General features: G+C 59.6%; 22 protein-coding genes, 1 tRNA gene and 1 pseudogene. 11 read left to right on the top strand and 13 right to left on the bottom strand.

The window, feature by feature from the left end; translation table 11 throughout:
- The first annotated feature begins 191 nt into the window (after positions 1-191).
- A complete protein-coding gene (locus NW822_RS03385) occupies positions 192-581 on the top strand; it encodes a hypothetical protein (RefSeq protein WP_414403521.1) in 390 nt (129 codons plus the stop codon).
- A gap of 4 nt (positions 582-585) precedes the next feature.
- Here NW822_RS03385 and NW822_RS03380 read toward each other — a convergent pair whose 3' ends face one another.
- The 7 genes from NW822_RS03380 to NW822_RS03350 all read right to left on the bottom strand — a co-directional run bounded on the left by NW822_RS03380 (position 586) and on the right by NW822_RS03350 (position 7,676).
- Complete coding sequence (locus tag NW822_RS03380; protein WP_414403520.1) at positions 586-963, bottom strand: DUF3493 domain-containing protein; 378 nt, start codon at positions 961-963, stop codon at positions 586-588.
- Positions 964-966: 3 nt separating this feature from the next.
- Positions 967-1,608 (bottom strand): hypothetical protein, encoded by a 642-nt coding sequence (locus NW822_RS03375; protein ID WP_414361048.1) that lies wholly within the window; start codon positions 1,606-1,608, stop codon positions 967-969.
- A gap of 106 nt (positions 1,609-1,714) precedes the next feature.
- Positions 1,715-3,019, bottom strand: a complete 1,305-nt coding sequence (locus NW822_RS03370) for a gamma-glutamyl phosphate reductase (RefSeq protein WP_414403519.1) — start codon at positions 3,017-3,019, stop codon at positions 1,715-1,717.
- 130 nt (positions 3,020-3,149) lie between these two features.
- Entirely contained in the window at positions 3,150-3,602 is a 453-nt protein-coding gene (locus tag NW822_RS03365) for a hypothetical protein (protein WP_414403518.1), read from the bottom strand.
- A gap of 57 nt (positions 3,603-3,659) precedes the next feature.
- On the bottom strand, positions 3,660-4,937 hold the full coding sequence (locus tag NW822_RS03360; RefSeq protein WP_414403517.1) for a hypothetical protein: 1,278 nt from the start codon (positions 4,935-4,937) through the stop codon (positions 3,660-3,662).
- Between the two features lie 22 nt (positions 4,938-4,959).
- Complete coding sequence (locus NW822_RS03355) at positions 4,960-6,240, bottom strand: hypothetical protein (protein ID WP_414403516.1); 1,281 nt, start codon at positions 6,238-6,240, stop codon at positions 4,960-4,962.
- The gene (locus NW822_RS03350) at positions 6,237-7,676 is read right to left on the bottom strand and encodes an NAD(P)/FAD-dependent oxidoreductase (protein ID WP_414403515.1); all 1,440 of its coding nucleotides are present in this window, start codon (positions 7,674-7,676) and stop codon (positions 6,237-6,239) included. The genes NW822_RS03355 and NW822_RS03350 overlap by 4 nt, the downstream gene beginning before the upstream one ends.
- 114 nt (positions 7,677-7,790) lie before the next feature.
- Here NW822_RS03350 and gshA point away from each other — a divergent pair, with 114 nt between their 5' ends.
- Entirely contained in the window at positions 7,791-8,927 is a 1,137-nt protein-coding gene (gene gshA, locus NW822_RS03345) for a glutamate--cysteine ligase (protein ID WP_414403514.1), read from the top strand.
- Positions 8,928-9,257: 330 nt separating this feature from the next.
- Here gshA and NW822_RS03340 read toward each other — a convergent pair whose 3' ends face one another.
- On the bottom strand, positions 9,258-9,608 hold the full coding sequence (locus tag NW822_RS03340) for a phenylpyruvate tautomerase MIF-related protein (protein ID WP_414361033.1): 351 nt from the start codon (positions 9,606-9,608) through the stop codon (positions 9,258-9,260).
- Positions 9,609-9,790: 182 nt separating this feature from the next.
- Here NW822_RS03340 and NW822_RS03335 point away from each other — a divergent pair, with 182 nt between their 5' ends.
- Positions 9,791-10,165 (top strand): RidA family protein, encoded by a 375-nt coding sequence (locus NW822_RS03335; RefSeq protein ID WP_414403561.1) that lies wholly within the window; start codon positions 9,791-9,793, stop codon positions 10,163-10,165.
- Between the two features lie 285 nt (positions 10,166-10,450).
- On the opposite strand, the gene NW822_RS03330 is transcribed toward NW822_RS03335, so the two are convergent.
- Positions 10,451-11,518: a hypothetical protein gene (locus tag NW822_RS03330; RefSeq protein ID WP_414403513.1), complete on the bottom strand. Its 1,068-nt coding sequence runs from the start codon at positions 11,516-11,518 to the stop codon at positions 10,451-10,453.
- A 161-nt stretch (positions 11,519-11,679) separates the two neighbouring features.
- Between NW822_RS03330 and NW822_RS03325 the strand changes: the two genes are divergently transcribed.
- The 5 genes from NW822_RS03325 to NW822_RS03305 all read left to right on the top strand — a co-directional run bounded on the left by NW822_RS03325 (position 11,680) and on the right by NW822_RS03305 (position 14,929).
- Entirely contained in the window at positions 11,680-12,411 is a 732-nt protein-coding gene (locus NW822_RS03325) for a pyridoxine 5'-phosphate synthase (RefSeq protein WP_414403512.1), read from the top strand.
- Complete coding sequence (locus tag NW822_RS03320; RefSeq protein WP_414403511.1) at positions 12,408-13,052, top strand: DUF3318 domain-containing protein; 645 nt, start codon at positions 12,408-12,410, stop codon at positions 13,050-13,052. The genes NW822_RS03325 and NW822_RS03320 overlap by 4 nt, the downstream gene beginning before the upstream one ends.
- A 9-nt stretch (positions 13,053-13,061) precedes the next feature.
- Positions 13,062-13,877, top strand: a complete 816-nt coding sequence (locus NW822_RS03315) for a biotin--[acetyl-CoA-carboxylase] ligase (RefSeq protein ID WP_414403510.1) — start codon at positions 13,062-13,064, stop codon at positions 13,875-13,877.
- Positions 13,877-14,803, top strand: a complete 927-nt coding sequence (locus tag NW822_RS03310; RefSeq protein ID WP_414361020.1) for a M23 family metallopeptidase — start codon at positions 13,877-13,879, stop codon at positions 14,801-14,803. Before NW822_RS03315 ends, NW822_RS03310 begins: the two co-directional genes overlap by 1 nt.
- Before the next feature lie 45 nt (positions 14,804-14,848).
- Positions 14,849-14,929, top strand: a tRNA-Leu gene (locus NW822_RS03305).
- 11 nt (positions 14,930-14,940) lie between these two features.
- On the opposite strand, the gene NW822_RS03300 is transcribed toward NW822_RS03305, so the two are convergent.
- On the bottom strand, positions 14,941-15,954 hold the full coding sequence (locus NW822_RS03300) for a glycosyltransferase family 9 protein (RefSeq protein WP_414403509.1): 1,014 nt from the start codon (positions 15,952-15,954) through the stop codon (positions 14,941-14,943).
- Positions 15,955-16,179: 225 nt separating this feature from the next.
- Here NW822_RS03300 and NW822_RS03295 point away from each other — a divergent pair, with 225 nt between their 5' ends.
- Together NW822_RS03295 and NW822_RS03290 are read left to right on the top strand one after the other, a co-directional pair.
- Positions 16,180-17,394 (top strand): DegT/DnrJ/EryC1/StrS family aminotransferase, encoded by a 1,215-nt coding sequence (locus NW822_RS03295; protein WP_414403508.1) that lies wholly within the window; start codon positions 16,180-16,182, stop codon positions 17,392-17,394.
- A 280-nt stretch (positions 17,395-17,674) separates the two neighbouring features.
- Positions 17,675-18,823: a DUF58 domain-containing protein gene (locus NW822_RS03290; RefSeq protein ID WP_414403507.1), complete on the top strand. Its 1,149-nt coding sequence runs from the start codon at positions 17,675-17,677 to the stop codon at positions 18,821-18,823.
- Between the two features lie 22 nt (positions 18,824-18,845).
- Here NW822_RS03290 and NW822_RS03285 read toward each other — a convergent pair.
- Both NW822_RS03285 and NW822_RS03280 read right to left on the bottom strand, forming a co-directional pair.
- Positions 18,846-19,436, bottom strand: a pseudogene (locus tag NW822_RS03285) (histidine phosphatase family protein).
- A 30-nt stretch (positions 19,437-19,466) separates the two neighbouring features.
- Positions 19,467-20,426 (bottom strand): NAD(+) kinase, encoded by a 960-nt coding sequence (locus NW822_RS03280; RefSeq protein WP_414403506.1) that lies wholly within the window; start codon positions 20,424-20,426, stop codon positions 19,467-19,469.
- 373 nt (positions 20,427-20,799) lie between these two features.
- On the opposite strand from NW822_RS03280, the gene NW822_RS03275 reads away from it, so the two are divergent.
- Positions 20,800-23,091, top strand: coding sequence for a serine/threonine protein kinase (locus tag NW822_RS03275; RefSeq protein WP_414403505.1), 2,292 nt, complete (start codon positions 20,800-20,802; stop codon positions 23,089-23,091).
- On the opposite strand, the gene NW822_RS03270 is transcribed toward NW822_RS03275, so the two are convergent.
- Entirely contained in the window at positions 23,088-23,684 is a 597-nt protein-coding gene (locus NW822_RS03270; RefSeq protein WP_414403504.1) for a hypothetical protein, read from the bottom strand. The genes NW822_RS03275 and NW822_RS03270 overlap by 4 nt on opposite strands.
- Positions 23,685-23,761 lie beyond the last annotated feature (77 nt).

Genomic DNA, 23,761 nt, shown 5'->3' with positions numbered 1-23,761 from the left:
CTCTGGCGTGGCAGCCACACCACTGCACAGGTGCCCTCAGTGTACTGTAGTCCTGCCCAGCCACCCCAATCTCCGATCCAAATGTTCAAACAAATTTACATCCCCAGGGATCCCTTGCCGCCCCGACGGGAAGGTCGCCCTCGCGGTTGGGCTAGGATCGCCTGAGGAAGAGCAGGGCAAGGATCCTACGAATGGGACGCTCGGTGCGGAATTGGAGAAGGCAAACTCGAAGCCAGCTGCGCCGCCTGGGCTCCGTTTTGGCCGGCATTTTGCAGGAAATCTATGAGGAGAACATCCCTCGCCTGCGCCGCTGGGATCGGCAGCTTACCAACTGGGTATACCGCCGCGGCTGGAGGGTGGATCCCTCCTTGCCTAAGGTGGCTATCTACGTGTTGGGTACGGTGGTGATCCTGGCGATTCCAATTCTCACCTGGGCAGTTGTGGTTGCCGTTGTTGCCTTTCTCGCCATCCAAATGGTTCAAAAATGGCCCCAGGCAGCCCCCGCCAGGGATCGCCACTATCTGCCGAGCGCCGATGCGGAGGACGACCCCGATCCCCGCCGAGAGGACTGGGACGATTGACGGGCTAACTGTCCCTGCGCTGGTACAGGGGATCACCCTTGGGTGGAGGGGGCGACTCTTTTGGGCTGCTAAGGCGCTGCCTCATCTGTCTGACCAGCTTTTGCTGGGAGCGGTTTTCCAGCCTGTTTAGGCCAAGGGCGCCGGCCAGGATCCCTAACTGTAGAGCCAAGCTGGGCAGGGTAGTCTCCAGATCCCGCCCTGCCAAGGCCCGAAAGAAAAACACAAATGCCCCAACGCCAGCCGAAAAACCCACCGCCAGGTAGACAAAGCGCCGCAAACTGCGGTAGGGAGCGGTCACTTCTGCCAGCAGCCTCGCCCGCTCCGCCGTCGGATCCTGGGGCAAGCTGGCTTTGGGCGAAGACTTGGGATCCGATTCCGCCATTGGCTATACCTCTTCAGGCAAGAGCAAGGGATCCCGCCCAGAAATCGCAGCCAGACTTTCCTCGGCGGCCCGACAGGCGGCCAGGATATCTTGCTCTTCTCCACCCAAGTAGACGCGGCCAAAGCTACCAAAAGGCATCACCTCGAGGATGTTGATCCGGGCCGATTTTTCTGCCTCATTGGCGGCCAGGGGAGCATAACCTGCCGGCTGCACCTCCAGGATGTAAAGGGTTTGGCCCGCAAGAAGCATCTGGCCGCGGCGGAAACGGTTGATCAACTGGGTTTGGTGGGGATCGATGTTGCGGATGATCTGGCTAGAGATGATGCGCGGCTTGAGACGCTCCTGTTCGCTCACCCCCAAAGCCGCTAGGATGGCCCGCCCGGCAGTGCGGGTATCCCCCTGGTTGCTGGAGTGAACCTCCAAAAGACCGTAGAGGCGCTCTACTACCTGCAGTCCTGGCCTTACCGAGGTGGCTTTGAGGGCAATGTCCATGACGCGGTTGATCTCAATGCCGGGGGAAATCTCGACCCAGAGGGAAGTGTCTCCCGGCAGGGGCAAAAAGCCCTGGGCCACCGTGCCCAGATAGGCGGCGTACTGGGGCTGGAGCCGATCCAAAAACACGTAGCTGCGTAGGTCAATCCCCAAAGGAGTTCCCCCCTAGTCGCTTGGGCTCTGTGGGATGACAAGCTGGGAGTGGATCCCTATCTTCAGTCTCGCCTGATTTGGCCAGCGGGATCCCACCTTCCTGCTGCTACAGGCCGCCCTGGGCCACCACCTTTACAGTTGTCAGGGCTTCCAGGTCGATGGGCCCGCGCACATGCAGCCGCTGGGTAGAAATGCCCAGGGATAGGTCGCGAATCGCCCCCAAGGTAGGGATCCCGCTTCCGCGGCCCGCTGAGAGGGGCGTAGTGTTGATGTGGATAAGGGCCGCATCCACCTCCTGGAGAAAGCGCTGGGCCGCCGCCTGGCTATCAGTGAGGATGGCTTCCGACTGATGGTAACCGTTTTTGTTAATCCAGGCGATAGCCTCCGTTAAATCCGCTACTAGCTGGAGGCGCAGATGGGGACGCCGGGTGGAGTCAAACTCTTCTCCCAGCGGCTGGAGCTGGGGAAATTGCTCTAGAATTGGGGCGGCCGCCTGGACATCGACCTCCCCCTGACTGAGCAAAGCTTCGACCAGCGCTGGCAGATGGCTGGCGGCCCAGTCGGCGTGGATCAGCAGCCAGAGGGTGAGGGGCTGGTAGATGGGGATCCCTTCTCGGCCATAGCGAGCCAAGGGATCTAGCAAAGCTGACTTCACCAAAGGCCAGGGAGCAGTGCGATCCAGATAAACATGGCCATAGCCCAGGTGGGTAGCCAGGATCGGCACTTTGCTAGCCTGTAGGAGAAACTCCACCCAGCCGGGGCGGCCACAGGGGATTACCAGATCCACGTAGCGGGTTTGCTGCAGCAGCAGTAGCAGCAGCGAGTCCTCTTGGGGATCCGCCGGCCGGTCTTGGGTGGGCAAGGCTTGAATGGCCCCTTCCGGGATCCCGTGCTCGTAGGCTGTTTCTGCCAATAGGGTAACTAAAGCCTGGTGGGTTTTCTGGATGGGGCCGCTGCCGGCCAAGATCACACCATTGCCCGTCTTGAGACCCATGCCAATGCCGTTGAGGGCAAACTCGGGGTAGATCTCATAGACCAAAGCCACCACCCCCAAGGGGACGCGGTAGCGGCCAATAAACAGCCCGTTGTCCTGACGGTACCCCCTCTCCAGGCTGCCGATGGGATCCGGCTGTTGGGCCAAGAGAGCAAGCAACTGGGCAGACCGCTGCAGGCGCTCGGGGGTGAGCTTGAGGCCGTTGAGGATCCACTCCGGCACAGTTTGTTCGCGGCAGCTTTCCAGGTCGAGGGTATTGGCCTCCAAGAGCAGATCGGAGCGCTCCAGCAAACGGCGCGAGAGGGCCAGCAGGGCCTGCCGTTTGGTTTCGCCGCTCAAGCGCTGGAGCTGAGGCAGCAAGCGGCGCACCTGGCGCAGGGTGGTGCTGAGGTCAAAGGCTGAACCAAAATCGGTCACTCGCTTCCCTCCTGCCTGGCTGACCGACGACGGATCTGCTCCTGACCACTGCTAACAAGAAATGGCTAGATCCACAAGAGCCAAAGTGGGGGTTCTAGGGGCGCGATGGCCGGCGAAAATCTCAAGCATCTCAAGGCCGCCGCAGCAGCAGGATTGCCGTCACTGCCAACAGCGCTAGCAATAGGCAAAGAATCATGAGCCAACTGAGCAACTGGGTTTGGCTGGGGAAGAGCACCGCTCCGACAAACCCCACCACCAGAACGACTCCCAAGCCAAGGGTAAGGCCCAAGAGCGTGGATCCCTGGAAGGCGCTTTCCCGCCGCAACACCCACTGATGGCCGTTCCAGAACCACATTTTGCGGTAGGGGTAGGAAACCGCCAGTTGCTCAATGTGCAGGCGGTCGGGGGTGATGGCAAAAATATGCTGGCAACGACTACAGCCAAAAGCCTCAGTCAGGGTAATCAGGCGCAACTGACCCTGGTAGCAGCACGGGCAGGGGTAGATCTTGGTGGGCTCAATGGGCTGAGCCACCCGCAGGGACGATTTCTGCCGAGGCAACTTGCGAGGAGAAGAAAAGGCCACAGCTCCTGGTTGGGGAGAAGTCGGGATCCTTCACATCCTATCTTCAAGAAAGTGGAGTCAAGCTACCCAGAGATGCTGGGTGTAGCGCCAGGTCAAGATTTGGTTGAGAACGAGGAAGATGAGAGCCAGAAGCCCATAGCCCAGCTTGAGAACTCTGCTCAGGTGGGGACGGGCCCAGAGGGGAAGAAAGCCCAAATCGGTGTGCTTGGCCCAGTGCAGGAGGGCCAGCACTTGTACGACGTGAACCGGCAGGCAGTAGCGAATCATGCTTCGCTGGCCCAGGGGACTCATGCCGGCTACAGCGATGTAGAACATGGCCCAGGCAGCCAAATGGAGCCCCAGCCGCTCCCGCCAGCGCTGGCTCTTGCCGGCCAGGATACTCCACCCATCCAGCAAGCCTGTAACAACTAGGGATCCCAACGTAACAGACACAAACAGTTGGCTGAGAGCATCAGACCACAGGCCAGGATCCTTCACGGGTGCAGAAGGAGAGCGCAAGACTTGCCATCGCTCAGGGGAAAGAACATAGGTAGAAGCTTGGAAAAGGGCTTGGTAATTGGCCTGCACGCCAGTAAAGTAGCGCTGCATTTCCATGTAGAGATCCCAGCGGCCAAAGCGGAGCTGACAGTAGAGGAAAAAACTCAGCCCGCCCGACAAGGCCAAAACAACGGCGCTGGCTGTCCAAAACCAAGGGCGGGATAGCCGCAGTAGAGGAACCAGCGCCACCGGCAAACCCACAATGCGGGTGGCACTCATCACCAGACCGTGGATCCCGGCTAGGAGCCCTGACCTCATTGAATTCAAGTGGGCCGACCAGTAGAAAAAACCCAGCAGGCTGGCCATAAAGAGGGATTCGCTGTAGCCCACGACAAGGTAAAAGCTGCTGGGATAGACCAAGATCATCAAACTTGCCAGGACTTGCCAAAGCAAGGGGATCTGCCAGCGGCGGTAAAATAGGAAAAGGTAAACCCACATCAGCCAACAAAAGAACTGAGCAGTGAGATAAAGCCCCAGCTCCGGATCAACTCCTAATAGGCGGCTCATTATGGTCACTGCCAGAGGATAGCCGGGAAAGAAAGCTGCATTGCTCTGCTCGTAGGCAATCTTGTCAAAGCCCACAAACTGATACCCCCGCTCCACAATGCTCAGGTACCAATAGCTATCGCGCTGGCTCAGGGCTATAAAAGCAGAAGCATAGCTGCCGCGTTTTGTCCAGAGGTATATCGCCAACACTTGCAGGATAGTCAGCGCTAAGCCCAGCAAAAAAATCCGAGTAGAAAAGCCAACTAAACATTTGCGAATCTGCTGCAGCAGAGGGCCAGGACGCAGACTCATCAGCTTCACCACCAAGGTTCGATCAAGCCACCCAAAGATGCTGGACGTAGCGCCAGGTGAGGATTTGGTTTAGGGCAAAGAAGACTAAAGCCAAGATCCAGTAGCCCAGCCTCAGGACACTGCCAAGATAGAAACGCACCTGTTGGGGAATGAAGCTGAAATCGGTGTATCTGATCCCATGCAACCAGGCCAGCACCTGCAGGGTGTGAATCGGCAGACAGTAGCGGATCATACTTCTCTGGGCCACGGCACTCATGCCAGCCACGGAAATGGAGAACATAATCCAGGCAGCCAAATGGAGCCCCAGCCGCTCCTGCCAGCGCCGGCTCTTGCCGGCCAGGACACTCCACCCATCCAGCAAGCCTGTAACAACTAGGGATCCCAGGGTGAGGGGAACAAACAGTTGACTGAGGGAAATGGCCCATATCCCATCCCCCAAAGCCTCGGAAAAGGAAAACAAAGACTGCCAGTACCCAAGAGAAAAGAGGGGGGCATAAGTACGAGGTTGAATAATAGCCAGGTAATCGAAAGAACTGGGGCCAAAGTAGCGCTGCATTTCTATGTAGAGATCCCAGCGGCCAAAGCGGAGCTGACAGTAGAGGAAAAAACTCAGCCCGCCCGACAAGGCCAAAACAACGGCGCTGGCTGTCCAAAACCAAGGGCGGGATAGCCGCAGTAGAGGAACCAGCGCCACCGGCAAACCCACAATGCGGGTGGCACTCATCACCAGACCGTGGATCCCGGCTAGGAGCCCTGACCTCATTGAATTCAAGTGGGCCGACCAATAGAAAAAACCCAGCAGGCTGGCCGTAAAGAGGGACTCGCTGTAGCCTACGACAAGGTAAAAGCTGCTGGGATAGACCAAGATCATCAAGCTTGCCAGGACTTGCCAAAGCAAGGGGATCTGCCAGAGATGGTAAAACAGGAAAAGGTAAACCCACATCAGCCAGCAAAAGAGCTGGGCGGTCAGGTAAAGCCCTAACTCAGGCTCAACCCGCAACAAGCGCCTAAGGGCAGCAACGGCTAGAGGGTAGCCAGGAAAGAAGGCCACATTGCTCTGCTCGTAGGCAATCTTGTCAAAGCCCACAAACTGATAGCCCTGCCGCACAATCCCCAAATACCAATGGCTATCCCACTGGGTTAAACCCTTAAAGATGGAAGCATAGTCATCCTCCTCGCTCCAAAAGGAGATTAAGAAGATCTGCAACCCTGTCAAGGCCAAGCTTGGCAGCAGAACCTGGGTACAGAAAGGGGTAAGACACTGCCGGCTTTGCTGCAACAGATGGCTAAGAGAGAAACTCATCGTCGGACCTTCGCAGGTGGGGGTGGCACTTTGATCTCTTCTTGGTAATCACTGTCGGAGTTCACCTGCCAGAGATCGTGGCTGCCGGGGCGGAGGACGTTTTCCGCCGCCAATAGGCCCATCAGCAAACTGTGATCCTGGTTGTTGTACTTAAACGAGCCGTAGCGACCCACCAGTTGCAGGTTTTCAAACTGGCCAAGATACTTCTGCAAAATGGCTAGATCTTCTTTGTAGCTGCCGGCATAGATAGGATAGGTGCGGGGCAGGCGCACCACAAAGCCGCCGCAGATCTTCTGGCCTTGCAGCAGGCCAATTTGGCGTAGCTCCTTCTCAGCCAAAGTCAGTAATTCCTCCTCAGGGGCTTGCCACAAGGGATCCCCAAAGTTGCACCAATACTCACAGCACAAGGGGGTTTGTTCCCGGTTGGGGAGCATAGCCGGTGACCAATTGGCAAAGTTGGTTACCCGACCAACCTGCACTGTTGGGTCGTTGATATACAGCCAGTTGTCGGGGAAAAGCTGGGATCCCTCCACAATCAAGTAAACCAAAACCGTGTTGCGAAACTTGAGGTTGCGGGCTGCCTGCAGCACTTCTGGGGGAGGCAGTTCCCGCAGGCTCTGCACCAACACTGTCAGAGGGATCGAAGAGATGACGTGGGAGGGGGAGACCCAGGTTTCACTTCCATCCTGAAGATGGCGCAGTTGCAGCTCGACAATCCGGGATCCCTCATGCCTAAGGGCGATGACCTCCGTATTTAGCCAAACTTCTTGACCCTCGGCCAGCAAAAACTCCTGCATTTTTTCGTAGAGCTGACCAGATCCCAGACGAGGAAACTGAAATTGCTCAATTAGTGATTTGACGGAGCCGCGCTTCCACCCCAGCGCCTTGCGGATGGCTTGCCCAAGGCTGAGACCTTTGATGCGCTGGGCAGCCCAATCGGCGCTGATTTCGGTACAAGGGATCCCCCACAGCTTTTCCGTGTAGCCTTTGAAGAACATCTGAAAAAGCCGGCTGCCGAATTTTCCCTTGACCCAGTCGGCAAAGTTCTGGGGAGCTGGGCGGGGGATGAGTTGGGCCCAGAGGTAGGAAAGGACAATGAGCAAACTTTCCCACCAGCCAACCTTGCGCAGGACTTCCCAAGCTTGGATGGGGTACTGAAAGTATTGCTTGCGGTAGTAGATGCGGGTAAGCCGCCGGACAGTCACTTGTTCGGATCCCAAAACCTGGTTCCACAGCTCCAGCACCGCTGGGATCTTGGTAAAAAACCGGTGCGGGCCATAGTCGAGAATGAACCCCTGGTAGCGAATGCTTTTGGCCAGGCCCCCGACCCTGTCTTCTCGTTCCACCACCACCACGGGGAAGCCTAGCTGGGTCAGGCGATAGGCAGCCGCCATGCCCGCCGGCCCCGCCCCTAGGATATAGATGGGATCCCGCATCTCGCCTTACTTCTGCCTTCAAGTGCTGCCGACATTGTAATGTGGGGCGAGACTGGGAAAATGGGTAGAGGAGGAAAAAGGTAGACTGAGGAGGCTGAGGCTGGAGGCTGGCCTGTGCTGTTGACCAAGGGCTTTGAGGTAGAAATGTACACCGGCACCGCCGCCGGGGAAGTGGTGGGCCTATCGGATCGCATCTGCCAAGCTTTGCCGGAGTTTGTGCGAGAACCAGATCGGCGCAACGTCGAGTACATCACCCCGCCCCTTCGCCGCTACGAAGACCTGCTCTGTGCTCTGCTTCGGCCTCGCCTGCAACTGCGGCAGTTTTTGCGCCGTCTTGGCCCCTACACCTTGCTGCCGGGGAGCACCCTGGCTCTGGGCGGCAGCGACCACTTCGAGCGCTCGGATCCGGGCAACCCCTACCACGACTACATCGAGCGCACCTACGGCACGCGGGTGGTGACCGCCAGCATCCACATCAATGTCGGTCTGCCAGATACGGAGGCCATTTTCCTCGCCTGTCGCCTGCTGCGGGCGGAAGCCCCTCTTTATTTGGCCCTGAGCGCTTCTTCTCCTTTCCTGGACGGCCAGGTAACGGGCTATCATTCCAGCCGTTGGCAGGTGTTTCCTAAAACGCCGGCCCAGGTGCCCTTCTTCCGGAATCACGCCCACTACATCGCCTGGATGCAGGAGCAACTGGCCCTGGGCACGATGCAGAATGTGCGCCACCTCTGGACTTCTGTACGGCCCAACGGCCCGGAGCGGCCCTATCACCTCAACCGAGTGGAGCTGCGCATCTGCGACCTGGTGGCAGATCCGGTGATGATCCTGGCCATCGCCGCCTTAGTGGAGGCCCGCCTTTGGCAATTGCTGTCCCACCCGGAGGCCCTGGATCCCTTGGGGGGGCCCTTTACCCCAGCGGAGCTGGAGAGTCTTTGCGAGGCCAACGAGCAGGCTGCTGCCCGTGAGTCTCTGCAAGCTCGGCTGATTGACTGGCGCACCGGCCGCGAACGCTTAGCCCAGGAGTGGATTGAAGAGCTGCTGACTGAAGCGTGGCGCCTGGGCCAGCCCCAAGGGCTGGGTTGCTTCTTGGCTCCCTTGCAAACCCTGCTCCAGGAAGGCAATGAAGCCCAGCGCTGGCTGAAGCAGGTCAACCAGGGATCCACACCCGCCCAGGTGTACCAACGGGCCATCCAGGAACTGGCCGAACAAGACCGAGAAAGGCAGGAGACCCTCTGCCAACTGGTTGGCTAAGCCTCTGCACAAGGCCACTTTGACTTAGGTTGGCCTAGCCCTGCTTCACCACTTCCCGTAGGGCTTGCCGAGCCCCACAGCTCCTGCGTCCAAGTCAGTAGCGAAGCCGGCAGAGGCGGCACCGTCGCCACAATCATTGGCCCCAGCGGCCTCAAGTCTTCCACCAGGGCCCCGGCAAATCAGTCTTGCAAAGCATCCCAATCGATGGGCTGCCCAAAAGACAAGAACGGACACACCCAAATTACTGGCAAACTTCAGTAGAAGCTGCCGCTTTGTTGGATAGGCTGGAGCAGCCAGGCGAGGAGAGGCTTGACTTGTGCGAAGTAGCTTTCACCCAAAGGTCGTGCCGTTCCATCCCCAAAGATAGCCTTTGGCATCGCCGAACTCAATGTAAATCCTCTTCTTGGGGATCCCCAATTTGTCCTCGATGGTGCTGCAAAAAAACTCGCTCAGGGATCGGGTTTGATCGGCGGAAAACTGCCCAATACTCTTGATCTCTACATAGCAGCAGGGATCGGCGCTGCCGGCAAAGGTCATCGGGATCCCTCCTTCAAAAGCAGTCATCACGTAGGCTTCCGACTTGCCCAACTGCTTGGCCAGAGCAGCAGAGAGGAACTTGAGTAGGTCTGCCACGGCGGCAGGTTCTGGCTGCAGAGAGGTTTGCAACTTGATCAAAGGCATGAGTACTTTTTCTTCCCGACAAGCCTATTTTGGCATTGCGGGTTCGTCTTCTCTGGGATCCGCCTGTGGTAGCGTAGCGGAAGAGCTTCTCTTCACTGGGGCAAACCTCTATGGAGCCGATTGATCTGGCTAGGGCAGAGATGGGCCACCCCCAGGGTCAAACCAGGCCAGGCCCTCGGGAGGTGCAAACCGAGGCTGCTCCTGTTCCTGTCGGCCCTTACAGCCAGGGCGTTGTCGCTTCGGGGCCCTTTCTGTTTGCTGCTGGCCAGGTGGGCCTGGATCCCAGAACCGGCAAGCTGGCGGGGGAAGACATTGCCTCGCAAACTCGCCAGGCGCTGCTGAACCTGAAGGCAGTGCTGGAAGCAGGGGGCACGAGCTTGGCCAATGTGGTGAAGACCACGGTTTTCTTGGCGGATATGAAAGACTTTGCTGCCATGAACGAGGTTTATCGAGAGTTTTTCGCCACTGAGCCGGCGCCGGCCCGCTCTTGCGTGCAAGTAGCTGGCCTGCCCCTGAATGCCTTGGTGGAAATCGAGGCAGTGGCCTGCTACCGATAACAGTGGTTTGCAATCCTGGCAGCCGCAGCTACAGCCTGCTTGTACAAAGCGCCTGCCACCACAACTCTGTAGCGAAGCAGCTTGTCCCGTCTATCTTTCCCCTTTCCGGTAACCCAGCAGAGTAGCTTGGTAACCCTCCGTCCCGCTACCCCGGACAGTGCCGAAAGCCAGTAAGTAAGCGGAACTAGGAACCGTCTAGGGGCGTCTTGACAGCGCCCTTACGAGTCCAACGGTGGACTGCGTAAGCATCCCCCGACTCTAGTCAGGGGAGTGTCAACCAGCGGCTCAACTGCCGCAATTAAGTTTTTCCCAGTCCTGCTGGTGGATGGCGAGCATTTGGGCCTGGGCCTGAATGGCCGCCAACGTTTCTGCCATCAGGGGCCAGTTGCTGTCAGGGGGAGTGGGATACTGCTTGAGCTTCCCGAGAGTGCTGCTGAGGGCCACTTGCAGTTGCTGCAGCAGTTGGTGCGTCTGTTGGGCCAAGGCCAGGGTCTCGGAGACGCGGAGGCGGTTCTGGCTTTGCTGATACTTCTGGAGGGCTTCTCCTCGCAGAATGCTGAGGATGGCTCCTTCCCTAGGAGGGGAGCCCGGTCCGGTTTTAGAGGGCTGGGGAATGATGCGCAACTGCAGTACCAGCGGCTCCCCCCGGTACAGCCGCTCCGCCTCCGCCTGCTGCGGCTCTCCGATGAGGGCAGGATCGAGAGCCATCATCCGCTTCATGGCGGCAATCAGCCTAGCCCGGATCGGTTCTGAGAGATCCTTGAACAGATCCCGCAGGATCCCTTGCTGGCGATAGCGCACTCGGCACACCACTCCCTCCTGGGGTTCCACAAAAATTTGCTCTGCTTTCTCGTCTAGAGCCCGCCGCAGCATCGAGTTCAGCAGCTGCTGCACGGTCTCTTCCGCTTCGTCAGCAGGAACAGGCGGAGCAGTTGGCCGTGCCGGCAGCGGCTGGGTGGGAGTTGGTCGGCTGGGCGGCTCAGCTACGGGAGCAGGGACTTCCCGAGTGGTACGGCTGGCGTGGGCCTGGAGGCGCAGCCGCTCCACCTCTGCCGGGCTAGGGGGATGACTGAAGTAGTAGGCAATTAACTCTTGCTGCTGCTCGAGCGTAATTGGAACTGGCTCAACCGTAATCTGGGAATAGGCCAGCATCTTGCTCACGTAGTCCAGGGCTGCCAAATCCTGGGGATCCACCATGCCCAGGATCAAGCTGTCCATATCCAGTGCCAAAGGCACCACCTGGTAGTAGATACAAATCTCCACCGGCAAGTATTGGGCAATCAGGGCTGCCACCCGTGCCCGGTCAATTAGAGAGGGGTGTTCCACCGCCAAAGAGGCATCTGGATTGGTCATGGCAAGCCTGAAGGGGATCCAGGAGGGGGAAAGCGTCGTCTTTGATCATAGGCCCTCGGCCTGCGGGGTTTCTGTCTTGCCCTCCCCCAAGCAGTCCAAAATTGAATAATGTAATACTAGAAGCATCCCTTAGGATCTTCTGCAACGAGAGAACGGTAGCCTTGGTCAGCCTTGGAGTTAACATCGACCACGTGGCCACGCTGCGCCAAGCCCGCCGCACCGTCGAACCGGATCCAGTGGCCGCGGCTGTAATTGCCGAGTTGGCAGGCGCCGATGGGATCACGGTGCACCTGCGCGAGGATCGCCGCCACATTCAGGAACGGGATGTGCGGCTGCTACGGCAGACGGTGCGCACCCACCTGAACTTGGAGATGGCGGCAACGGATGAGATGGTGGCCATTGCCTTAGAGATCAAGCCCGACTATGTCACGCTGGTTCCTGAGCGGCGGGAAGAGATTACCACCGAAGGGGGACTGGATGTGGCCAGTCAGGTTTCGCGCCTAAGTGAAGTGGTTGACCGACTTCAAGGAGCCGGCATTCCCGTCAGCTTGTTTGTCGATCCAGATCCCATCCAGATTGCCGCCGCTGCCCAGGTGGGGGCCCGCTGGGTGGAGCTGCACACCGGGCGCTATGCCGAGGCCTCTTCAGAAGCCCAACGGGAGGTGGAGCTGGCCCAGCTGCAGCAAGCCAGCCAGCAGGCCATTCAACTGGGGCTGCGGGTCAATGCTGGGCACGGCCTCACCTACTGGAATGTGGGCCCGGTGGCGCGGATCCCGGGCATGGAGGAGCTAAACATTGGCCATAGCATCATCAGTCGAGCGGTGCTGGTGGGGTTGGATCGGGCGGTGCGGGAGATGCGTCAGGCGATGGGATTAGGAGTAGGCCCGGCATGAACTCGGAGTACTACGGCTACGACAACGGCTACGATAACTACGTTCTCGACCAGGCTGAGATCGACCGCCTGCTGGATCTGCTGCCGGCCAGCATGCGGGAGAGCGTCAAGATCTTGCCGGCCTCGGAGCAGCAGACAGTCGTAATCAAAGGCCGCCGGCAACTGCCCTGGGAGCGGCAGCTGCGGCTTTTTGTTAAGCCCTACGAGTGGCGGCAGTTTACCCCGCTGCAGCGGGCCAGCTTGTTTCTGCACAAAGTAGGCTACTACAGCCGGGCGGCCTCGCGACAGATTGACTTTTACCTGGCTATTGCTGCCTTGGGAGGCTTGAGCCTAATCTTCGAGGCGGTGCAGCAGGATCCGGTGGGGGCAACGGTTTCCGGTGGCTTGAGCGGCTTGGCTCTCTGGCAGTTGCGCCGCGACCAGACCAACGACCGCCGTCTTTTGGCTGCCGATGCCTACGCTGTGGACCGGCTGGTCTTGCGCGGAGTTCCGCGGCTGCAGGCGGTGGAGGCCTTAGGGCAGGCGCTGCACCTAGAGGCCCGTCTGGAGGGGCGTTCTGGCAACGACCTGTTGGACATGCTGCGCTACCAAAACCTGAAGCGGCTGGCCCAGCGCCCCGCAGAAGACATTGTGTTGAGCTAGGGCCGAGCCATGCTTTCCCCTGCGCGGCTGGGATCCCTGGTGGGTCGGGGGGCCTGGGGGCATCACCTTCTCCAGGTGGCAGTAACCGATTCCACCAACCGGCTGCTCTTGGACTGGGGTCGTCGCTTCCCTCAGCCGCTGCCCCTGGGCACGGTTTTGGTGAGTACCCGCCAGCGGGCAGGACAGGGCCAGCATGGGCGAGTATGGCAATCGCCAGCGGGGGGGTTGTACCTGTCGGTCTGGCTGGGATCCCCTCCCCTGCGGCATTCTTTGCTGGAACTGACCCTAACCTTGGCCTGGGGTATAGCGGGCAGCTTGCGCCAGAGACTGGGGATCCCGCTGCGGCTGAAATGGCCCAACGACCTGGTGGTGCCGGACAAGCAGCGACCTGGTTCTCTGCGCAAGCTAGGGGGGATCCTGGTGCAAAGCCGCTTTGGGGAGAGGGGACAGTTGCTGGGGTTGGTGGCTGGCGTGGGTGTAAATATCAACAATCCCGTGCCCGCTGAGGGAATCAATTTGGCCGAAATCTTGGGATCCCGCCAGGATGGCACTGCCGTTGCTGCCTGGGTTTTGCAGGGGATGGAGCGGGGGTTTCAGAGCTGGCTGCAGGAGGGGTTTGCTCCTGTGCGCTCCGAGTACGAAGCCTGGACAGTGCAGCCGCAAATTCAATCGCTCCCCGGGGAGGCGTCGGCTACGGTTTTGGGCCTTGCCGAGGATGGCAGGCTGCGGGTACAAACTCAGGGGGGACAGATCCTCGTCCTCTCTCCCGAGCAGGTGCGCCTAAGCTATCAAGTGTCTCTTGCCAGCAGCTCCTCCTTTGCGTGATGGATTCCACCTCTTTTGGGCAGCGTCTTCTCTCTTGGCTAGGCAGCAGTTGGGCCGCCAGAGGGCGACAGCTGCGACGGCTGGGGCTAACTCTAGGCCTAGGGCTAAGCCTGCTCTGGTTTTCTCCCCCAGCGTTGTTGGCACAGACGCGCCTACCCCCTCCTCCCCCCGTCGGGCCAGCGCTGGATACCCCTGCAGCAAAGGCCCTGGTCCTGGATGGCGCCATTCCCCTGCCGCAAACTAGCCCAGGAACCCCAGGCTTGCTCTTGCAACCCAGCGAGGCTCTCCGCACCGAGGTGGGCCGGGAAATCGTTATCGAGCCAACAAAGGTTACCGAGACTCAGCCGGAAAGTGGGGTAGCAGTAGTGCTGCTGGAGCGCAGCTCCGGTCGCCGCATCCTTCTCCTGCCAGGGGAAGAGCTTCGCATTGAGGATCCCAGCCCGCCCCCAACCCCTGAGCCGCCACCGCCGACCTGGCCCCCATCGATCCCAAGTGAGGAGCAACTGCTCTATCCTCTGCCCCACCCCGTGCCGATCACCTCTGGCTTTGGCTTGCGGATTCACCCCCTCAAGGGTCAGCTGGAGTTTCACGCCGGCGTAGATCTGGGGGCCAGCCTGGGTACGCCAATCCTAGCTGCCCTGACTGGTAAGGTGGTGAGTGCCGGATCCCTAGGAGATCTGGGGATCACGGTGGTCCTGGAGCATGCCGGTGGCCGGCGCACCCGCTATGGTCACATGTCTAAAGTAGCTGTCACCCCAGGAGAAGTGGTTCGGCAGGGATCCATCATTGGCTATGTAGGGGCGACAGGAGCAGTTACCGGGCCGCACCTGCACTTTGAGCTGTGGCAGCGGACAGCGGGGCAGAGCTGGAGGGTTTTGGACGCCACAGAAGAACTGAAGGTTGCCGTTAGCCAGTTGCCGAGCTAGCTGGAGCCAGCTTGGGTTAGCATAGGTGAGCGGGATCCCGCCGTTGCGGACGTGGCGGAATGGCAGACGCGCTAGACTTAGGATCTAGTGCCGCAAGGCGTAAGGGTTCAAGTCCCTTCGTCCGCATGGCAAGCCCTCTATCCGGGGAAGATTACCTGCAGAATCTGCTCAGGAGGGATCGAGCCGATCACCCCCTTGGCTGCCTTGACGGCGCGGAAGGGCCCTTCAGAAGGCAGCAGCCGCTCTGGATCGGTGGGGCCAAACAGAGCCACCAGCGGAGTTTGCGTAGCCACCGCCAGGTGCATGGGGGCGCTATCAGTACACAGCAGCAGAGTGGAGCCAGCAATCAAGGCCGCCAGTTGGCCCAGTTGGGGAGGGCGGCTTACCGGCAGATCTGGCAGTTGCGACAGAAAGCCCTCCGCCAGCTGCTCATCTTCTGGCCCCAACAGCAGCACCAGCGGCAGCTCCGGCCGCTTTTCCCGGAAACCCTTAATGACCCTGACCCAGTTGGCGGGGGGGTAGATCTTCTGAATTCCCTTCTCCTGGGACAGTTGGCTGGCGCCAGGGTGCAGCAGCACGTAATCTTGGGCAGCATTCCCCAGCAGGCGCTTGCGTTCCTGCTCGGCCCACTCCAGGTCTGTCTTCTTGAGGCGAATCTGAGGCAAGCCTGCCGGCGCAGTGATGCCAAACCCCTGCAGCAAGTCGTGGTACATGCTGGCGGCGTACTGGGCTGGCTTCAGGGGTACTGGGTCAGTTAGCCAAGGTCGTCCAGGTCCTGGCGGAGCATAGCCAACTCGCTTCGGGATCCCAGTTAGCCAAAGCAGCAGCTTGACCCCCAGGCTTTTGCCCAGACTCAGCACAGCGTCGTACTGCCGCTCTCGGATTCGCCCCAGCAGATCGCTGATATCTCCCAACGAAAGCTGCTCTTTAAATGGAAAGGTCAGCACCCGATTCACCGAGGGACAGAGCTCGTAGGCAGCTGCTGCCCGTGGCTCCACCACCACCTCCAGCTCCGCTTCTGGAAAGCGCTGTCGCAAACTCGCCAGGGTGGGAAAAAAAAGAATTTGGTCGCCAATCCCTCCCGGCACCAAAGCTAGAATTCGGGGTGCTAAAGGCGCTTTGCCGCCAACTTGTTGAGAAGCAACCTGCATAGAGCATCCTGTCGATAGCGGTAGCTGTATCCAGCCTAGGGGATCCCTGGTCAGAAATGTACCGCGTTCACTCTAGCTTAGGATCAATCCGGAGCGAGGCTGGATCCCAGCTGCTCGCTCAGCAACTGAGCTCCACAAAAGCCCAATTTGGTGCCAGAGCGTTGTCTCCACCGGCTCTTATCCTCGATGATGGGCTGTGGCCGCTACCCCCCAAAAGGCAGCACCATGACGGATGAGCCAATCCCGCTGCTGGATTTAACTTTGCAATACCGCGCTCTGGCTGGATCCCTTCTGCCTGAGGTGGAGGCGTTGCTGGCTTCTGGCCAGTACATCGGGGGAGAGGCGGTGCAGCGCTTTGAGGAGCTATTCTCCCAGTTTCTTGGCGGCGGCGACCTAGAGACTGTCAGTTGCAATTCCGGCACTGATGCTTTGGTATTGGCCCTGCGGGCTTTGGGAATCCAAGCGGGCGATGAGGTCATCACCACTGCCTTTAGCTTTTTTGCCTCCGCCGAGGCTATTGATTTGGTGGGGGCACGCCCGGTGTTCGTGGATGTGGATCCCTGCACCTTTAACCTGGATCCCCAGCTTCTGGCAAAGAGCATTTCCCCCCGCACCAAAGCCATAATCCCAGTGCATTTGTTCGGCCAGGCAGCCAACATGACCCAGATCCTGGCCATTGCGCGGCGGCATGGGTTGGCAGTAGTGGAAGATTGTGCCCAGGCGGTAGGAGCCTGCTGGGGGGGCAGGCCGGTGGGCACCTGGGGGGATATCGGCTGCTTTAGCTTTTTTCCCACCAAAAACTTGGGGGCAGCAGGGGATGGCGGGGCAGTGGTAACCCGGGATCCGCAACTGGCCCGCAAGGTGCGCATCCTTAAAGAACACGGCCAGGTCTGTCAGTACCACCACGAATACATTGGCCTCAACAGCCGCCTCGACGCGCTGCAGGCCGTGATCCTCACGGCTAAGCTGCCTTACCTGCGGGAGTGGAACTGGCGGCGGCAGGCCATTGCCGAGTCCTATCACCGCTTGTTGCAGGGGATCCCTGGCCTCATCCTGCCCCAGGTGGCGGTGGGGGGCAACTCGGTGTGGCACCAGTACACGGTGCGGGTGCCTGGCTCCCACCCAACCGACTCACGGCGGCGTGATGCTTTGCAACGGCAGTTGCAGGAGCGGGGCATTGCCAGCCGCGTTTATTACCCCCTTCCTCTGCATCTGCAGCCGGTGTACCGCAAAAAGTTGGGGTACAAACCTGGGGACTTGCCCAATGCCGAGCTCTGTGCTGCCCAGGTGTTGTCTTTGCCCTGTTTTCCCGAGCTGACCCTCCGGCAACAAGAGCGAGTGGCCGCGGCCATTGCCGAAATTCTCACAGAACAACCCTGCCCCTTCTCCGGCCAACGCAACGATAGCTACCTTGTCTCGGACGATCCCTCAAAGGTCTGAGGAAAAACCCCAGAGCACCATCGCTAGCCTGTAACTGCTGTGCCACCGCACTCGAAAGGACTCCGTCCTGCTGACGCGAATGGCAGGAAGGATCCGACCAGTAACGAGCAACTTATTTGCGGGACTTGCCCTATCGCGTAGCTCAATGTTTGAGAATGTCCAGTACTCCCCCTAACTCCAGCGGAGGGTTGAGGGGCAAGAGTTAGCGGCACAGGGCGGCGGAGAAGGGATGCCAGTGTTACCAAAACTTAGCCAAGCAGCATTTCAACTTTTCCAATCCTTGCGATGGCGGTGGAAGTTGGGGATCCGCTCTCCCCAGTTGAGGCAGCGGGTTCGTTTTCTGCGCCGCTTCCGCTTTACCCGCATCGGGGGTCGGTTTGTCGGGATCACCCTCCTGGTGAGTATTGCCGCCTTCAACACCGGCAACAATCCTCTCTACTTGGTGCTGGGGATGCTGCTTAGCCTCATTCTCCTCAGCGGCCTTCTCTCCGAGCTCACCCTCAAAGATCTGGAGGTGAGCCGGCGGTTGCCCAGCCGCATCTTTGCCGGCCAGCCGGTCTTGGTGGGGCTGACGCTGGTCAATCGCAAACGGCGCCTGCCCAGTTTTTCGCTCCAGGTAAGGGAACGCATCGAGGGGTTGAAGCAGACGGATTGGCCTTCCAGCTATGTGCTGCGGCTGGATCCCGGCAGCAGGGTGGAGACTTTCTATCAACACACCTTTTCAAGGCGAGGGGTGTGGCAGTTGCAGGGTTTTGAGATTGCCACCAGCTTTCCCTTTGAACTCTTCCGCAAGGCATTGGAAATCGAGGACCCGCAGACAGTAATTGTGTTTCCTCGGCCTGCCCCTGTCCAAAACCTGTTGCTGTGGGAACAATTGAGCGGCGGTAGCCAGTTGCGCCCTCAGGCCGGCCAGGAGGGGGACTACCTTAGCCTGCGGCCCTATCGTCCCCAGGATGATCTGCGCTCGGTGCACTGGAAGATCTCCGCCAAACGGGATCAACTGGTTGTGCGGGAGCTGGAGCGCCCCCGTTCCCAGGCCATCGTCCTCTGTTTTGAAAATCGCTGGCAGCCGCGGGGAGAAAGCCCTGAAGCCCATCGCAACAAGCTGGAGCGGGCCGTAGAGCGCTGTGCCGGGATCCTCACCTATTTGATTCGAGAAGGCTATCCTGTAGCGCTGGCCACCTTGCAGGAGCGAACTGCTTTTGGAGCGGATCTGGCCCACCAAGACCGGCTGTTAACTCTGTTGGCCCAACTAACGTTTGTCGGGGATCCCCAACTCAACTCTCAACTGGCTGATCCCTCTGCCGGGTTTAACCTCACCCCTCAAGATCGCTGTGTGCTGCTGGCCCATCCCGACCAGGATGGAAAATCTGCCCCGGTTCATCTCATCCACCCAGGGTTGCTGTTGCAATTTATCCCCATTGAGTGAACTTCAGACCCATTTTGAAAGTTTAGGTGCCTACCCTTTGCTGCAGATTAGGCGCCAGATAGCCGCGTTCCCCCAAGCTTTCCAGCAGGGGCCCATAGCGATCGAACTTGACCACGCTGACCGAGGCAGCCAAAACCTCGGTGCGATCCCGGTAGCGGCCCAGGTGAATGCCCAGCAGGCTGCAGAGAAGAATCCGAAGGGTGGCCTTGTTTGTGGGAGACGATATCTCCGCCACAACCGGCAGGGCGCGGTTGGCAATTTGCACAGCGGTTTCGCCACCTGGGGGCGTTCCAGGCCGGCTCGGTCCTCCAGCGCCAGTAGGCTTCGGGATGGGCTTCGCTGGCCTCGGCGTGGGTTTTGCCCTCCCACTCGCTGTAATGGATTTCCCTATCTCCAACCCCGTCTTCTCTGCCAGCAGCCTGAGGGTAGCCAAGGTGCGCCGCATCGGGCTGACGTAGAGGGCCTGCCAAGGGATCCCAGCATAGGCGGCGGCAAAGGCTTCTGCCATCGGCTGGCCTTCGAGGGTGAGGTCGGGATCAAGGGCGCCACAAAAGCTGCCGGAACGGCTGTAGGGGGTTTCCCCGTGTCTGAGTAGGTAAAGTCTGAGGCTCAGGGGAGAAGATTCCAGGGGGGTTAAACTCCGCTACTCCCCCGCGGGGCGGTGGTTGGTGGTGGGGATGTAGATGCGGCTGCCGGCCCACTGCAGCTTTTCTCGCAGGGTGCGGAAGTAGGAGAGGTCTTTTTCTAGGATCATCAGCTTGGCCGGCAGGGGAGCCCGTTGAATTTGCACCCACTGGCCGGGGTTGACCGATTGAGCCAAGACACCATCAGTCCAGAGGCGGGTCAGCCCTTCCGGATCAGCAAGGGGCCAGATCTCCACCGTGGCCGTGCCGCTGATAACAATGGGCCGGCTGGACAAGCTGAGGGGACAAATGGGGGTGATGATGATGGCCTCAAAGGTAGGCTCCAGGATGGGACCATTGGCTGCCAAAGTGTAGGAAGTGGATCCCGTTGGCGTGGCCACCAGCACGCCATCCCCGTGGTACTGATCCAAAATCTCGCCATTGACTTCGATTTCCATGATGGCGGCGGGCAGGCGTTCCCGGTTGATGGGCTTGAGGCACATTTCGTTGAGGGCGTAGTAGACTTCGCTGACCGGGCGGCCCTGCCGCTTGCCCTCCCCAGGGATAGCCCCTTGCCCCAATTGCGCTTGCTCCCAAATCTGGGCCTGCAACATCATGCGGGCTTGCAGGACGAAGTCTCCTGCCTGAATGCGATCCCAGGGATCCTGGTGCAGCACCCGCTCTGATTGAGCCAAAAACCCCAGCCTGCCCCCCGACTGAATGGGCAAAATCGGGATCCCGTGCGGGGCCAAGTGGCGGGCTGCCGCCAACACCGACCCATCTCCCCCTAGTACCACAGCTAGATCGATGGGATCCGAAGTGGCCTCCAAAAAGACCGGGTAGGGGTTGTGGTGCAAGCCGGTGGGAGCGGTCAGCACCGTAACGCCGCGCCGACGCAACTGCTCCGCACACAATTGACAGGCGGCCTTGCTCTCCCGATCCCCCTCCTTGTAGGCAATCACCACCAAGCCCAAGTCCATAAGCCCTCGCGCAGGGATCCCTTCCGATCATCCCTCTTCAGGCCGAAGGTTGCCCACAAGGCCTCATTTCCCCAGCATTCCCTCTCACTTTTTTTCACATTTACTAGGGATCCTTAAGAAAATCTCTAAATGGTTATTCCAAGTAGCAGTAAAAAACGGCTCGTCGCGTCGTTATTACTAGGCAGCGCTGCCGCGAACGCGCCGCTTCAGCTCCCCTCTCCCAGAGGGAGAGGGGCCGGGGGTGAGGGCTTGAGCAGCGCAGAGTTCCCAGAGCGTCAAAGATTGGGATCCCTGAGTTGGACGGGGAAAGGAGCGGGTATAAACTCCAGCAATTGGTTTATCGTATGGACATCCCTGCCCAAGCTGCCTCCTTATGTCTTCCGAACTCACCAATCGCATTTTGGGTGGCCGCTACCAACTGATTCAAGAAATCGGTGGCGGCGGCATGGGATCCGTCTTTCGCGCTTTGGACTTGCACAACAACCGCCAAGAGGTGGCTGTTAAGATCCTGCATGCCCCTATGCTGCTGAGCCGGGGTGACGCCCAGACCGATTTGCGTCGCCGCTTTGCCGAAGAGGTTCGCGTCAGCACCCTTCTGGGCCAGCATCCCCGCATCGTCAAAGTCTTGGATCACGGCCAAGAGGGGGAGCAGGCCTACTTGGTGATGGAATACCTCAAGGGGCAGGATCTGGGCAAGCTGATTCGAGAAAAAGGGGCTCTGCCGCTCCGGCAAGCCCTTCGGCTGGCCCTGCAGGCTTGTGAGGGGCTGCACTTTGCCCATACATTTCACGCCAAGGTCGAGGGCCGCGAGATTCGGGGCGTGATTCACCGCGACATCAAGCCCAGCAACCTGTTTGTTGAGCGGGTTTTTCGAGATGGCCAGCTTACGTCGCAACTGAAAATCCTCGACTTCGGCGTAGCCAAAACCTTGGCGGATCACACCCTTAGCCTGGGCACCCAAAAGGGGGGCGGATTTATCGGCACCGCTCGCTACGCCTCTCCTGAACAGATACGGGGCAAGTCTCTGGATGCCCGCTCAGACATCTACTCCCTGGGGGTGGTGCTCTACGAGATGCTGACGGGATCCATGCCCTTTCAATTGGAAACCGACACTCTGCACAGTTGGATCCACGCCCATTGCTACGAAAACCCGATTGAGCTCACCTCGGCAACAACCCCGCAGCCAATCCCACCTGCGGTGGCAGCGGTGGTGATGGATTGTCTCAAGAAAAACCCCGACGAGCGGCCGCAGACGATGCAGGAGCTAGGGGAGCGGCTGCTGCAAGCCTATGAGCTGACGGTAGCCACTCAACTCTCCAGCAGCCAGGCCAGTACCGTGATTCTTCCCACCAGCGGTGCCAAGGCTCAAGGCCATGCTCCACCTTCTTCTATTCCCAGGCCGCCAATCGAAACCACCAGCAATACAGGATCAACTGCTGGAGCCTTTGAAGATATCCGCGATGAGGATCTGGATCTCATTGAAGAGGAGCCGGTCTCCCCTCCAGGGGTAGGGATCCCCTACTACATCGCCGAGCGGGCACCTCTCCCCTCAACTACCTCGGCAGAAGCTGCGCCGGATCCCTCCTCTCAAGCTGCAGGCGAAACTGCCAAAACGCCCTCTACAGTCCTCCCAGCCAGCAACACTCGTCCGGCTGCTCCTCCTCAGGATCCCCCCGTCCCACCACGGACGGATACCCCCCGCACCCGCCCCCTGCCGCGAGCTGCCCCCCCAACGGTTCTCCAGCCTTCTGGCAGCAGCCTCAAGTGGGTCTTGGCTGGGGGAGGCGCTGTGGCTTTGTTGGCCGCGTTTTTGCTCTGGCCGCGCCCAGCAACCCGCGATACCCAGGAAGAGCCGGAGCCGATCCCTACCGCCGCAGTCACCCCGAGACCTACCCTCGAGCCCGTCCCCACCCCCACGCCGGTGGCAACGCCTACTCCAACTCCGGCAGCGACACCCACTCCCACTCTGGTGGCAACGCCTACTCGAACTCCGGCACCAACACCCACTCCCACTCTGGTGGCAACGCCTACTCGAACTCCGGCACCAACACCTACTCCCGCTCCGGTGGCAACGCCTACTCGAACTCCGGCACCAACACCCACTCCCACGCCGGTGGCGACGCCTACTCGAACTCCGGCACCGACACCCACTCCCGTTCCAGTGGCAACGCCTACTCCAACTCCGGCAGCGACACCCACTCCCACTCCGTTGCCAACACCAACGCTTACTCCTACCCCTCGATTGACGCCGCTTGTTCCTCGCACTCCTACCCCTACCCCAACTCCACCCCCGCCGCCCACCTCGACACCACTTCCACCAACGCCAATGCCTGTGCCAGAGCTTGCCTTGAGCGGCCAGTGGCTCTACGAGGGAGGATCCTTTGTCTGGCAGGGATCCCTGTGTAAGGTTAATGTTGCAACCGGTATCCAGGAAACCGTCTCCATTCGTCAAGACGGCACCCAGCTCAGGGTTTCCTCTCCCAGTTTTGAGGAGCGCAGCGGCCAGCTCATCGGCAACCAATTTTCTGTCAGCGGCAGGATAGGGGGCAGCGGTACTCCAACCATCACGTGGAGTGGCACTGTCAGCCCTGACGGGCGCTCCATTCGCGGCACAGCCACCTGTGGCAGCGCCAGCTTTGCCATCAGGCTCATCCGCCAGAGTTAAATACCCACGCCGCCGCCTCGGTCGCCGCCGCCGCCGTTCTCCGGATCCTCCGGCTTCTGCTGGATGGCAGGGGGAGGAGGAGGAGTGGCAGAGGTTTCCCTGACCACCTCGAGGGTGTAGGGGCCGCGGCCAGGGCTACCCGGAGCAGAGCTGCGGGCATTCTGGGCCCAGTAGCTTTCCACCAGCACTAAGTAACAGCGGTCTTGCCGTACTGGGATCGTCAGCTCAGAGGTGGTGAAATTGCCAGGAGCTGCGTCATCGTTGATAAAGATGAGTTCCGGATCAGAATTCCTGTTGGCATCAAGGCCAAGGATGACCAGCAGAGGATCGAAGACTGAACTGGTTAGGCGGATAGTAACTCCGGTAACATTAGCTGCAGAAGGAAAGTAAAGGAATCCGTCAACGTAAAAGGTAAAGGTGCCAGGGGGGGGTGGGACTTCCCGGGCATTTATCACATTGTCTTTCTCATCGAAGTAGATCTCCAAGTCGCTATTGGGCCCCAAGGTTCCACTGCGCTTCTCTCCTGGGCGCAAACTCTTGGCAGCAAAAATCGCTGGAAAGGCCTGCTCGCAGACATTGACCGGCGGTGGCACTGTCCCCCCAGACCCCCCACAGCTTGCTAGAAGGAGAGTCGAGGCTAGAAGGCCCCAGAAAAAACGCACCTGCAATC

The sequence above is a fragment of the Synechococcus sp. H70.2 genome (genome assembly GCF_047462275.1).
GTDB lineage: Bacteria > Cyanobacteriota > Cyanobacteriia > Thermostichales > Thermostichaceae > Thermostichus.
Note: the sequence above shows the minus strand (reverse complement) of the source record. Positions and strands in the feature narration are given on the sequence as shown.